The organism is Micromonospora sp. MGP-C2 (assembly GCF_057766525.1).
This window is the reverse complement of the sequence record NZ_JBYMEN010000002.1, coordinates 1550853-1563494: the sequence shown is the minus strand read 5'-3', so window position 1 is coordinate 1563494 and position 12642 is coordinate 1550853. Positions and strand designations below refer to the sequence as shown.

Below are 12642 nucleotides of genomic sequence, written 5' to 3'. Positions count from 1 at the left end.
GTCGCTCCCGCACGTGCCCCTGGTCCCGATGTCACCAGCCAGACCCGCCGGCTCGCAGACGCCGGGCGGGACGACGACAGGAAGGTGTGCCGATGTCGACGACGAATCCACCGCTGCGCAGCGGGCAGTGGTTCGGTGCGGAGGGCCGCAACGGGTTCATCCACCGGTCCTGGATGCGCAACCAGGGGTTCGCGGACGACGTCTTCGACGGTCGTCCGGTGATCGGCATCGCCACCACCTGGTCGGAGCTGACACCCTGCAACGCCCACCTGCGGGACCTGGCCGAATCGGTGAAGCGGGGCGTGTGGGAGAGCGGCGGCCTGCCCCTGGAGTTCCCCGCGATGAGCCTGGGCGAGCCCCTGATGCGACCCACCACCATGCTCTACCGCAACCTGCTGGCGATGGAGTTGGAGGAGTCGGTCCGGGCCAACCCGCTCGACGGGGTCGTCCTGCTCTCCGGCTGCGACAAGACCACGCCCGGTCTGCTGATGGGGGCGGCGAGCGTCGACCTGCCGACTCTGATGATGACCGGCGGCCCGATGCTCAACGGCAAGTTCCGCGGCCAGGACATCGGCTCGGGCACCGTCGTCTGGCGCTTCACCGAGGAGATGCGGGCGGGCCGGATGAGCGCGGCCGACTGCGCCGAGGCGGAGGTCGGCATGTCCCGCAGCCGGGGCCACTGCATGACCATGGGGACCGCCTCCACGATGGCCTGCGTGACCGAGGCTTTGGGCGTGCAACTCCCGGGGGCCGCCGCCGTGCCGGCTGTCGACTCCCGCAGGTACGCGCTCGCACACGCCGCCGGCCGCCGGATCGTCGCCATGGTCCAACAGGACCAACGGTTGTCCACGGTGCTCACCCGCCAGGCTTTCGAGAACGCCATCCGGGTCAACGCCGCGATCGGCGGTTCCACCAATGCCGTCGTACACCTGCTCGCCATCGCCGGACGCCTCGGCGTCCCCCTGTCCCTGGAGGACTTCGACACCCTCACCGCCGACGTGCCGATGCTCGTCAACCTCATGCCGTCCGGGGCGTACCTCATGGAGGACTTCGCCTACGCGGGCGGCGTTCCGGCGGTGATGGCGGAGATCGCCCCGCTGCTGAACATGGACCACGTCACCGTCAGCGGCAGGAGCGTGGCCGACAACATCACCGGCGCCCAGTGCTGGAACCGGGAGGTCATCGGCACCCTGGCCGAGCCGTTCCAGCCCGCCGGCTCCGGCACCGTGGTGCTGCGTGGCTCGCTCGCGCCGTCCGGGGCGGTGCTGAAGGTGTCCGCCGCCTCCGCCCAGCTGCTCACGCACACCGGTCCCGCGCTCGTCTTCGACCGGATCGAGGACTATGTCGTCGCCGCCGACGACCCGGACCTGGACGTCACCCCCGACACGGTGCTCGTGGTCCGCAACGCAGGGCCGCGCGGCTACCCCGGTTTCCCGGAGGTGGGCAACGTGCCGATGCCACGACGGCTGCTCGCGGCCGGCATCACGGACATGGTGCGGATCTCCGACGCCCGCATGAGCGGCACCGGCTACGGCACCTGCATCCTGCACGTGGCCCCGGAGGCAGCCGTGGGCGGCCCGCTCGCGCTGGTGCGCACCGGCGACCTGATCCGTGTCGACGTCCCGTCGCGGAGCCTGGAACTCCTGGTCGACGACACCGAGCTTGTCCAGCGCCGGGCCGCGTGGCGGCCTCCGCCGCCGGTGGCCGACCGGGGATGGGTACGGCTGTACAGCGAGCACGTCCTCCAGGCCGACCAGGGCGCGGACCTGGACTTCCTCGTCGGCGGCAGCGGCAGTGCCGTGCCCCGTCACTCGCACTGAGGTGTGGACGCGGTGGGGGTCGGGCGGTCCGCCCGCCCCCCACCGATCGATCCGAATCCGGGCTCAGCCCAGGTACTTCTCCCACGGGCCGGTGATGGCCAGGGTGAGGCCGGGGTCCTGCATGTTGACGAAGAGCACCCTGCCGTCGGCGGTGAAGGTCGGCCCGCAGAACTCCGAGTCGTTGAGCTGGTTGCGGGCGATCGCGTAGGTCGGGCCGCCCGGGACCGCGCTGAGCACGTGGGACGTGCCCTTGCCGTCCTCGGCGAGGACGAGACTTCCCCACGGGGTGACGGTCACGTTGTCCGGGCCGTCGAAGGTGATGTCGTTGTACCTGACCGGCGTCCCCTCCTCGGAGGCGCTCTGGTGCGGGAAGTACGTCACCAGCTGGATGGTCTGGGCCCTGTAGTCGTAGAACCAGACCATGCCGTCGTGCGGTGCCGCGTCCGCCGGCAGGTCACCCTCGTCCCAGGCGTACGAGTTGACCACGTACACGCCCTCGTCGGTGCCCCATACACCCTCGAACTTGCGCCCGCGGGTGACCTGGCCATCGGTGAACTGCTCGCGTACGGACCTGTCCCGCGCGTCGCGGTCCGGCACCTCGATCCACCGGACGGGGAAGGGGCGACCCAGCTGCGCGGAGGTCAGGTAGGCGACGTCCGGCAGCACCGAACCGTCGTCCATGATGATCTGCATCGCGGCGAGGACGCCGGCGTTGGGCGCGAGCCGGGTGAGCACGCCGGGACCGACCTTGACGCCGCGCGGCGCCGACCAGCGGTAGAAGAGACCGTTGGGCCCGTCGGCGTCTTCGGAGAGGTAGATGTGGGTGCGGTCCTTGTCGACCGCCAAGGCCTCGTGGGAGTAGCGACCCAGGCACTTGATCGGCCTCGGGTCGGCCCTGCCGTCGGCCCAGACCTCGAAGACGTAGCCGTGGTCCTTCTGGTAGACGCCGGACCGGCCGCCCTCTTCCCACGCGTCGCCGGCCCGGTCCTCGGTCTCCTCGCAGGTGAGCCAGGTCCTCCAGGGGGTGGGCCCGCCGGCGCAGTTGGAGATGGTGCCGGAGAGGGCGACGAACTCACCCAGGTTGCGGCCCGCACGGTCGGTCCTGATCACGGTGCATCCGCCGGCGTCGACGGCGCCCGGGTCGTACACCGTTCCCTTGACGTGCGGCACGCCGAACTCCGCGCCGGGGTCGATCTCGTGGTTCTGGATCAGGGTGTAGCGGCCGTTGCCGGCGTCGTAGACGGCCATGCCGTCGTGGTCGGCCGGGGTCATGCCCTGGCCACGGTCGAGCCGGGTCACGCCGGTCCGGGTGACCACTGTGTAGCTGAAGCCTTCGGGCAGGGCCAGGATTCCCTTCGGGTCGTCCACGAGCGGCGGGAAGGGCACGTGACCAGACTTGACCGGCGGATGTGGCCGGCCCGGGCTGGCCTGGGCCAGCGACGGCAGGCCGCCGGCGACGGCAAGGCCAACGCCGGCGGCGGCGCTGCCAGCGAGGAAGGTACGACGAGAAGAAGGCACGGCGATCAGCTCCTGGTCAGGACAAGTGCGACGACTGGCAGCCAACTCCTGCGGGCGGACACCGAAACGTCGCCGACCGGATCGCTCGGTGACATCGGGGTGAAGAATCGGGGCCGATGCCTCAGGGGGCCGAGGTTCGCCGTCGGCGGCGGTACGCGGCGGCCTTGGCGCGATCTCCGCAGCCGCGCATGCCGCACCAGCGTCGCCGCGAGCCTCGCGACCGGTCGACGAACGCTCGGGTGCAGTGCTCGTCGGCGCACCACCGGAGGGCGTGACGGTCGTCGCTGGCGTGCAACTCCAGGCAGTCGCGCGCGAGGACCGTCAGGACGGCGTCGGTGTCGCCCGTCCGGTGCACCCCGTCGACGTCCAGGCGCAGCTCGGGTAGCGGTCCAGCCGCGGCATCATTGACCAGCTCGCGATCGGCCGCGGCCGCGTCGGTGCCGTCGATCAGGGCTCGGACCAGGCGGAACATCGCCTCGCGGAGATCCTTGGCTTGCCGCAGAGCCGCATCGTCCACATGAGGGGGTTGCTCGACGACGCCAGCCTGAACGGCCCAGTCCGCGAGATCCTGCGGGGCCGTCAGCTGCTCGACGTCGGTGTGGCCGCGCTCGGCGAGCGTGGGAAGGAAGTCCAGTACCGGCCGGTCGGCAATGAACTCGAATCTCACGTCACCATCTTGACCGGTGACGCGACGCGATGCAAGAGTGATTCGATGGCATCACCGGTCCAACAGGTGACGGCAACCGATCCCGGCACCCGCCGGCACGGCGCACGGCTGGCCCACTACCTGGCCGCAGCGCTACTGGCGCGTACCGCCGACGAGGGCGCACGTGTGGCGCTGGTGCTTCTCGCCCTGGACCGGGCGGACAGCGCCGCCGTCGGGGGAACGCTGGTCGCGACCCTGCTCATTCCACACGTGGTGGCCGCACCCCTGGTCGGTGCGCTGGTGGACCGGTCGCGGCGGCCGGCGGCCGTGCTCGCCGGAGCGATCACCGTCTTCGCTGGCGCCCTCGCGGCCCCGGTCGCCCTGCTCGGTCACGCGCCGCTGTGGCAGACCTACCTCGTCCTCGTGCTGGCGGGGTGCTGCGGACCGGCGGTGACCGGCGGGCTGACCAGCCGGTTGGGCGAGCTGGCGGGACCCGGGCACGAGGCTCGTGCCTTCGCGCTGGACTCGCTGTTCTACAACGTCGCCGGCATGGCCGGGCCGGCGGCGGTCGGGCTGGTCGCGGCGGCAGCCGGCCCGAGCACCGCCATCCTCGCGCTCGCGATCACCGCCGGACTCGGCGCACTCGGCGTCGCCTCCCTGCATCTGCCCACCTCCGACACCGTGGCGGCGCGGACACGAACCGCTGGCCTGTTCCACGGCGCCCGCGCGGTCGCGCGCGATCCGGCCCTGCGAGTGCTCACCCTCGCGACCAGCTTCGGTCAACTGGGCCTGGGCGGTCTCGCCGTGGTCGCCACCACCCTGGCTGCCGCCGCGCACGAACCCACGCGCGCTGGCCTGCTGCTCGGCGTGATCGCCGCAGGTGCGTTCGTGGGCTCCCTGCTCTGGGCCTGGAGGCCGATGCCGGCCTCCCGCGCGCCGGTTGTGACGGTCTGGGCCATGGTCGCGGTCGGCGTACCCCTCGCGCTGGCGGCCGCCGTGCACTCCCTACCGCTGACCGCAGCGTTGTTTGCGCTGTCCGGGCTCTTCACCGGGCCGTGCGCCGCAGCGCTGTTCCTGGCCCGGAACCAGTTGGCCACCGAGACGACCCGTACGCAGGTCTTCACCATCGGCGCCGGACTGAAGGTGGCGGCTTCCGCGATCGGTGCCGGTCTCCTGGGTCTCGCCTCCCACCTGCCGGTGAGCGCCCAACTGCTGCTGGTCGCCGCCTTTCCGATTGTCGCGGGGACAGCGGGCGGCGTACTGCTCCGCCGTCGGTAGCGGAAGGTGCCGCCTGGCAGGGCTGGTGGCACGGGCCCGACCCGGTGGAGTTGCCATCCGCCTCGGTTCGCTGCTCGGCCGGAAATGGGGTTCGGTCGGGCTGGTCGGCTGGGGCAGGATGTCGCCATGATCGGGAGCAGACGCGTCACCGGGGATCGCCCGCCTTCGCCGGTGGGACAGGACGGCCTGCCCGGGTCGGTGCGGGTCGCGGTCGACGAGGCTCGCACCGGCCGGTGGGAGGCACTGAACCGTCTGGTCGAGGTGCTGCTGGCTGTCGATGCCGTAGGCGACGAGGAGGCGGCGTGGTCGGCCGTGGCGCTGGTGGCCGGAATACCGGAGCTGCTGGTGCGGCTTGACGAGCACGCGCGGTCGGCGCCGTGGCGCGGTGGGTACCAGGAGCCCGCGCTGAGGCGGGTCTCGGCACGGTTCTCCGGCGATTCTTCCGGTCCGGTGGCGACGGTGTTGGCGAGCATGCATGGCGACGGGCGGATCCGGGAGCGTGCGGTCGCGACGATGGCCGGTCGCCCACGCGCGGAGGCCATGCCGTTCCTGGTGCTGCGTACCGCAGACTGGGTCAAGCCGGTCCGGGATCGGGCCCGGGTCGGGCTCGCGGTGCTGCTCGCCGACGACCCGGCGGTCCACCTGCCGGCGGTCCTGCCGGTGGTGCTCCGTCTTGAGGCGCGCCTGCGTGCCGGCTTCGCGGTCGCCCAGGTGCGGGCGGCGGTGTTCGCGGCGACGGAGCAGGTGTGGCGAGGCCTGCTCGATTCGGGCGGTCGCCGGCAGCGCCGGTTCGTCTTCGACATCGTCCTGGCGCAGGGCAGCCTGCGCCTCCCCGATCTCGTGGCCCTTGCCGAGTCGGATCCGGATGTGCGGGTTCGGGCGCGGGCGGCGGAGGCGGCGTGCCGTGAGGCGGTGTGGACCCGCCGGCTCGACGCCCTGAAGCGTCTGGCTCGATCGGCTCGGGCCGAGGTGCGGGCGGTGGCATTGACCGGGCTGGTCCGCGCGGGGCAGGACGCCGAGGTCGCCGCGTGCCTCGACGATGACGCGCCGTTGGTACGGGCGGTGGCCCGGGACGCCGCCCGCCGCCGCGGCATCGACGCGCGGGAGCACTACCGGAACGCCGTCGGCACCGGTGACCCGGCTTCGGGGGCGATCGCCGGGCTCGCCGAGATCGGCTCCGTAGCGGACGCCCCGTTGCTGCGACGGCTGCTGGGTCATGAGCAGGCGAGGCTGCGCGCGCAGGCGGTACGGGGTCTGCGGCTGCTGGACGCGGTCGGGGTGGGGGAGATGGCGGCGTTGCTGCGGGACCCGTCACCGGCGGTGGTGCGGGAGGTCACCGCGGCCCTACGCCCGGTCGCCGGCGCTCTGCCGCCGGCCCTGGCGTGGGAACTGCTGCGGGATGGCCGGGTGGAGTTGCGCCGGGCCGGTTACCGGCTCCTGCGCGGCCGGGGTGTCGGCGTCGAGTTGCGCGCCGCGCTGATCCTGGCCGTCGACGCGGACCCACGCCTGGCCGAGCGGGGCACGGCCGACGCCACCCGGATCACCCGTGACGCGACACGGACAGCCTCGCACCGTGTCCCTCAGCCACCCTTGCAGGTGACGGGGACGGAGCACGCTGAGCTCGTCACCCTGGCCTCACGAGTGGCGGCGGCGCTCGGAGCGGAGACCAGCCAGCAGCTCACCGGTTGGCTGACGAGCAGCCGCCCCGGTGGGTGACGGCGCGGCGTGAAGGGCTGCGGAGTCAGCTCAGCTCGGCCGCCTTGCGGAGCAGCACCGCGCGCTCGCGCTGGTTGGCACAGAGCCGGGCGGCTAGCTCCAGCTCGGCGCGCGCCTCGGGTCGGCGACCGAGACGGCTCAGCAGCTCCCCGCGTACGGTCGGGACCAGGTACGACCCGGCCAGTCGGTTCGAGGCGACCAGCTCGTCCACGATGGACAGGGCCTGCGCCGGCCCCGAGGCCATGGCCACGGCGACGGCCCGGTTGAGCTCGACCACCGGGGAGGGCGCGACCCGACCGAGTGCCTCGTAGAGCAGCACGATCCGGTCCCAGTCGGTCTCCTCGACAGAGGGCGCCGACGCGTGGGTGGCCGCGATGGCGGCCTGCAGACCATAGGGGCGGAGGCCGCGGGTCGATGCCCTGGCCAAGGCCGCCAGCCCGCGGCGGATCGCCGCGCGGTCCCACACTCGGCGGTCCTGGTCCTCGAGCAGGACCGGCGTGCCGTCCGCGGCGGTGCGGGCCGGGAAGCGCGCGGCCGTCAGCTCGCACAGCGCGAGCAGGCCGTGCACCTCCGGCTCGTCCGGCTGTAGCGCGGCGAGCGTGCGGGCCAGCCGGATCGCCTCGTACGCGACGTCGGGGCGCAGCAGCCGGTCGCCGGACGTGGCCGTCGAACCCTCGGTGAAGATCACGTAGAGGACGCTGAGCACACCACCCAGCCGTTCCCGGCGCTCATCGGGGGCCGGCAGCTCGAACGGCACCCGGGCCGCCGCGATCGTCTTCTTGCCCCGGGTGATGCGGGCCTGCACGGTCGGCACGGGTACGAGGAACGCGCGGGCGATCTCCTCGGTGGACAGCCCACCGACCACGCGCAGGGTCAGCGCCACCCGGGTCTCCGGGGAGAGCACCGGGTGGCAGCTGACGAACATCAGCGCCAGGATGTCGTCGTCGATCCGGTCGGGATCGATCTCCGGGTCGACCGCGGGTTCGGCCGCCAGCAGGGCGTAACGGTCCCGTAGGGCGGCCCGGCGGCGGACCGCGTCGATCGCCCGCCGCCGGGCCGTGGCCATCAGCCAGCCGCCCGGATTGGCCGGAGAGGCACGCGGCCACGACACCAGCGCCTCGGCCACCGCCTCCTGGGCCGCGTCCTCGGCCAGCCCGAAATCGCCGGTGAACCGGGTCAGCGCGGCGACGATCCGGGCCGACTCGATCCGCCAGACGGCCTCAATGTCGGCCGTACCCATCAGACCCGGCCGCTGCTCCCGCGCGAGGTCCCTTCCGTGACGAACTTCCCGCTGTCCTGCGGGACCTCGTCCTCACCGGGCACCCGACGGATCTCGATCTTGGATCCGGGAACCGAGGGAACCCGCTTGGCCCACTCGACAGCCTCCTGAATCGAGGCGACGTCGAGCAGGAAGAAGCCACCGAACAACTCCTTGGTCTCCCCGTACGGCCCGTCGGTGACCACCGGTGCCTCGTCGCCGAAGTGCACCACGACGCCCTGGCTCGGATCGTCCAACCCCTCGGCGGCGACGTAGACGCCGGCCTTGGCCGCCTCCTCGATGAACAGGCGGGTCGCGGTCATCAGCTCGTCGACGTTGGCCATCACGGCCGCGTTGGTCTCGTCGGTGCCCCGCATGATCAGCATGTACTGCGCCATCGCGTTCTCCTTCGTCCGGCGGGGCCGCCCGGCGGGCCTCGCACCCCCACGTCGAACGAGCGGCCCGCGGATCGACACGGCCCCTGAATAATCTCTCGCCGGGACGCAGCCTGCCCCTTCCTGCGATCCGTGTCCCGCCCTCAACCGCGAAAGCCGTCGGCGGCGGGCAACTGTTCGTCCGCGACCTGGATGATCGTCTTGCCGGGTGTACGACGGTGGCGGGCGAACGCGGCGGCCGTCTCGGCCAGTGGTCGTACGGCGCCGACGACGGGGTTGAGCCGTCCGGTACGGAGGCGCTGGGCGAGGTCGGCCAGCCGGACGCGATCAGGTTCGACGACGAAGAAGATGGCTCGCCCGTCCCTGGGTTGCACTGTGGGCGGCATTGCGATGGTGACCAGTGTCCCGCCCGGGCGTACCAGTTCGGTCGACTGCGTGAGGATGTCGCCGCCGATGACGTCGAGCACCACGTCCACCTCGCCGACCTGCCGCAGATCGTCGGCGTCCAGGTCGACGAAGGTCTGCGCGCCGAGGGCGAGGGTGGCAGCACGGTCGTCGGCTCGGCCGGTGCCGATCACCCGGGCGCCCACCTCCCGGGCGAGTTGGACGGCGATCGAGCCGACACCGCCCGCCGCGCCGTGGATGAGGACGGTCTGGCCGGTCGTGAGGTGGGCGTGGTCGAACAGTGCCTGCCATGCGGTCAGCCCGGAGATGGGCAGCGCGGCGGCCACTGTGTGGTCGATGTCGGCCGGGAGAGGGGCCAGGTTGCGGGCCTCCACCGCGGTGTACTCGGCCAGGGACCCGTTGCGGGCCCAGTCGGTCAGGCCGAACACCCGCTGGCCCACGCTGAGGCCGGTGGTCCCGTAGCCGAGTTCGACCACGACGCCGGACAGCTCGTGGCCGGGAATGCTGGGTGTCCGGTCGTGGCCGGCGCGGTCGGTCCACGTTGCCGGCCAGCCGAGCTCTCCGGGAGTGAACCCTGCGGCGTGTACGCGCACGATGACGTCGTTCTCCGCGGCGTGCGGGTATGGCATGTCGGTCAGGGTGAGCCCATTGACGCCCGCGTCACGGTCTCGCACGGTGATCGCTTGCATGCTCGGATCCTTTCCACAAGAGTTCGTCGGATGGGAGCTTGAGTCCGGTCAGTGCGGCCAGGGCGAATTGAGGATGCGCTCGACCGTCGTGACGCGCGGCAGGCCGGGAATGAAGTGTTCGAGGATGTCGGAGTTCACCGTGCCGTTCGGGTCTCGGGACAATTCTTCATCCCGTCGAACTGGCCTCGCAGGAACTCGTTCCTGAAGTCCCCGCGCGGTGGACGCCGAGGATCTCACCCAGCTCATCGTGTTCCAGGCCGGGGCCGAGGCCGAGCACGTCGGTCAGGACGCCGACCTGAACGGGACGTTTCCTGGTCGCAGGGTGGGTAATCAGCCGCGCCCACGTAGTCGGACGAGGCGCCCACCCGAGCCCGTCCTCAGGCAAAGGAGCCGATGGCCGTGTCAGACCAAGACGTCACCGTTGTCCTCGTTCACGGCGCGTTCGCCGAGTCGGCGAGCTGGAACGGTGTGATCGAGCGGCTCGGTGCGGCCTACAACGTGGTGGCCGCCGCCAACCCGCTGCGCAGCGTCGCCGGAGATGCCGCATACCTGCGGGACGTGGTACGAGGTGTCGGCGGACCGGTCCTGCTCGTCGGCCACTCGTACGCCGGAATGGTCATCACCGAGGCGGCGGCCGACGAGCCGATGGTGCGTGCCCTGGTCTACGTCAATGCCTTCGCCCCGGAGACGGGTGAGTCGGCGCTGGCGCTGTCCGGCAAGTTCCCCGGCAGCACACTCGCCGACACCCTGGTTTCCTACCCGGTGGCGACCGGCGGCAACGAGGTGGCGATCGCGCAGAACGCCTACCACAAACAGTTCGTCCAGGACGTGTCCGGCAACACGGCGGCGTTGATGGCCCGGACGCAGCGGCCGGTGACCGAGCAGGCGCTCGGCGAGGGCCTGGCGTCGACGACACCGGCGTGGAAGTTGTTGCCCAGCTGGTTCGTCTTCGGCGACCAGGACCACAACATCCCGGTCGCGGCGCACCGCTTCATGGCCGAGCGGGCCGACGCCCGCGGCGTCCGGGAGATCGTCGGCGCCTCCCACGCGATGACGGCGTCCCAGCCCGGCGAGGTCGCCGAGACCATCATCGAGGCGGTACGGGGAACGTCCTGAGCCGGAGCGGTTCCGTCACCTGCAGATGCTGCCGGTGCGGTGAAATCTGATCGGTGGGCGGTCCCGATCGGGCCGGTCACCGGCCGCAGGCACCGCACGGCCGGCGGGTCCGCAGGTGGTAGTCGCTGGACGCCGCCACGAGGCCGAGCCCCAGGATGCTGTACGCCGACATCGCCACCCAGAGGAACGCGTCGGAGAACTCGCTCTCCGATCCCGACACCACCTGCACCATCCCCATGCCGAAGTAGGCCACGATGCCCGCCCCGAGGCCGAAGCCGGGCACCAGCAACAGCAGACGAGGGATCGTGCGGCCGGCGAGCAGCGGCACCCATCCCGGCCAGACCTCACCCCAGTGGTGCACCAGCGCCAGCGGCAACAACACCCCGGCCAGCACCATGCCGATCATCAGCCCGACCATTGTGGCGTCGTCGGTGAGACCGTCGAATCCCACCACGGCCTGGGCCGCGAATCGGGCGACGAGGCCGGTCACTGTGGCGTACGCGGCCCACCGCGCCCACCACGCTGGTGTCGAGCGCCGCAGACCCGGTCGGACCGTCCGGCAGCAGTCCGGACAGTCGCCCCGGGTGCGCCGCTGATAGCGGGCGGTGGCCAGGCCGAGCAGGACCGCTCCGGTGACACAGCCGAGCCGGCTGGCGAACGCGAGCGGGTCGAAGTACGGGCCGACCGTGAACAGCAGGAAGCCCACCAGCTCCGGCAGCAGGATCGCGGCTGCGGCGACCAGCGCCCCGGCGGTCGCCCAGGCGATTGCCGCGAGCACTGGCCGCCACACCACCAGCCGGTCCAGAGCAACCGCCAGGACACCCGCCGCGACGCACATCGCCACCGACCACCAGCCGGTGAAACCCAGCAGGTCCGTGCCGAACCGCCCGAAATCCGGCGCCTCACCGACGGTCCATGCCAGACGCAAACCCCCGTATGCCACGGCCCAGCCGAGCACTGCGTACGTCAGGCCATGGCCCGCCTCGCGGACGGCCGGTGCCGATGTCGTCATGCGTCGATCCTCGCGGGACCGGCGCGCGGACGGCCCCCGCCGGCAGGGGAACGCACTCCCTCGCTCGGGTGAGGTTCGTCGCCGATCCACAAGCGAGCGCGCCGAGGGTGATGTCGCGGGCGACGACCTCGGCGGGCGGCCCGGCGGCCTACCCGTCTGGCTGCTCGGTCTGCGGAAGGACGCTCCGCACGGCGACGCAGGGGTCCGTGGCGGGCGCGGCGGCGTGGATCGCCTCGGCGGCGCGGGCGGCGAAGTCGCGGAAGGCGTCGCGCTGATCCTCGGGCAGCCCGCCCAGCACGTGGTCCTCGGCGTGGGCGACCCGCCGCTCGGCCTCGGCGAGTGCCGCACGCCCGCGGTCGGTGGCCACGACCCGGCGGGCGCGCCGGTCCTGGGGGTCGAGCTTCCGTTCGATGAGACCGGCATTCTCCAGGTCGTCGATGACGTACGTCAGGACGCTGCGGTCGATGGAAAGGCGCGCGGCCAGCGCGCCCTGCGTGGGCACGTCCTCGTGTACGACGACGGCCAGAATGTGGTAGCCCCGGCTGCGATGCGGCAGGTCGCTTAGTGTCTCCTCGACGTACTCGTGCCAGCGGCGCAGCACGACACCCAGCGACCAGCCGAAGGTCGAACCGCGCCTGCGGTCGGCCGGCAGCTCGCACGCGTCGGTGGCGGACATGCACCGGACGCTAGCAGGCGATGTGTTGATCAAACCGAAGTTCCTGTGCACCGAGGAATCAGCCGGCGAACAAGTGCGTTGTGGGACATACGATCTGCCGTGCAGATTATATT

The 12642-nt window shown here is 72.0% G+C and carries 11 protein-coding genes; 4 read left to right on the top strand and 7 right to left on the bottom strand.

Features of this window, described 5'->3' with window-relative positions:
- The first annotated feature begins 92 nt into the window (after window positions 1-92).
- Window positions 93-1820 (top strand): IlvD/Edd family dehydratase, encoded by a 1728-nt coding sequence (locus AC3CF1_RS06850; RefSeq protein ID WP_099854871.1) that lies wholly within the window; start codon window positions 93-95, stop codon window positions 1818-1820.
- Between the two features lie 63 nt (window positions 1821-1883).
- Here AC3CF1_RS06850 and AC3CF1_RS06845 read toward each other — a convergent pair whose 3' ends face one another.
- Together AC3CF1_RS06845 and AC3CF1_RS06840 are read right to left on the bottom strand one after the other, a co-directional pair.
- Window positions 1884-3338, bottom strand: coding sequence for an alkaline phosphatase PhoX (locus tag AC3CF1_RS06845; RefSeq protein ID WP_488449855.1), 1455 nt, complete (start codon window positions 3336-3338; stop codon window positions 1884-1886).
- Window positions 3339-3459: 121 nt separating this feature from the next.
- Complete coding sequence (locus AC3CF1_RS06840; protein ID WP_354980874.1) at window positions 3460-4005, bottom strand: CGNR zinc finger domain-containing protein; 546 nt, start codon at window positions 4003-4005, stop codon at window positions 3460-3462.
- A 45-nt stretch (window positions 4006-4050) separates the two neighbouring features.
- On the opposite strand from AC3CF1_RS06840, the gene AC3CF1_RS06835 reads away from it, so the two are divergent.
- Window positions 4051-5262 (top strand): MFS transporter, encoded by a 1212-nt coding sequence (locus AC3CF1_RS06835; protein ID WP_488449854.1) that lies wholly within the window; start codon window positions 4051-4053, stop codon window positions 5260-5262.
- Between the two features lie 126 nt (window positions 5263-5388).
- A complete protein-coding gene (locus tag AC3CF1_RS06830) occupies window positions 5389-6978 on the top strand; it encodes a HEAT repeat domain-containing protein (protein WP_488449853.1) in 1590 nt (529 codons plus the stop codon).
- Window positions 6979-7003: 25 nt separating this feature from the next.
- Here the strand turns inward: AC3CF1_RS06830 and AC3CF1_RS06825 are convergent, their stop codons facing one another.
- From AC3CF1_RS06825 to AC3CF1_RS06815, 3 genes are all read right to left on the bottom strand, one after another.
- Complete coding sequence (locus AC3CF1_RS06825) at window positions 7004-8218, bottom strand: RNA polymerase sigma factor (RefSeq protein ID WP_488449852.1); 1215 nt, start codon at window positions 8216-8218, stop codon at window positions 7004-7006.
- The gene (locus AC3CF1_RS06820; RefSeq protein WP_355161727.1) at window positions 8218-8634 is read right to left on the bottom strand and encodes a YciI family protein; all 417 of its coding nucleotides are present in this window, start codon (window positions 8632-8634) and stop codon (window positions 8218-8220) included. The genes AC3CF1_RS06825 and AC3CF1_RS06820 overlap by 1 nt, the downstream gene beginning before the upstream one ends.
- 140 nt (window positions 8635-8774) lie before the next feature.
- On the bottom strand, window positions 8775-9725 hold the full coding sequence (locus tag AC3CF1_RS06815; RefSeq protein ID WP_488449851.1) for an NADP-dependent oxidoreductase: 951 nt from the start codon (window positions 9723-9725) through the stop codon (window positions 8775-8777).
- Between the two features lie 393 nt (window positions 9726-10118).
- Between AC3CF1_RS06815 and AC3CF1_RS06810 the strand changes: the two genes are divergently transcribed.
- Window positions 10119-10841: an alpha/beta fold hydrolase gene (locus AC3CF1_RS06810; RefSeq protein WP_354980869.1), complete on the top strand. Its 723-nt coding sequence runs from the start codon at window positions 10119-10121 to the stop codon at window positions 10839-10841.
- Between the two features lie 76 nt (window positions 10842-10917).
- On the opposite strand, the gene AC3CF1_RS06805 is transcribed toward AC3CF1_RS06810, so the two are convergent.
- Both AC3CF1_RS06805 and AC3CF1_RS06800 read right to left on the bottom strand, forming a co-directional pair.
- A complete protein-coding gene (locus AC3CF1_RS06805; RefSeq protein WP_355161723.1) occupies window positions 10918-11853 on the bottom strand; it encodes a hypothetical protein in 936 nt (311 codons plus the stop codon).
- Window positions 11854-12001: 148 nt separating this feature from the next.
- Complete coding sequence (locus AC3CF1_RS06800; protein WP_354980867.1) at window positions 12002-12529, bottom strand: MarR family winged helix-turn-helix transcriptional regulator; 528 nt, start codon at window positions 12527-12529, stop codon at window positions 12002-12004.
- Window positions 12530-12642 lie beyond the last annotated feature (113 nt).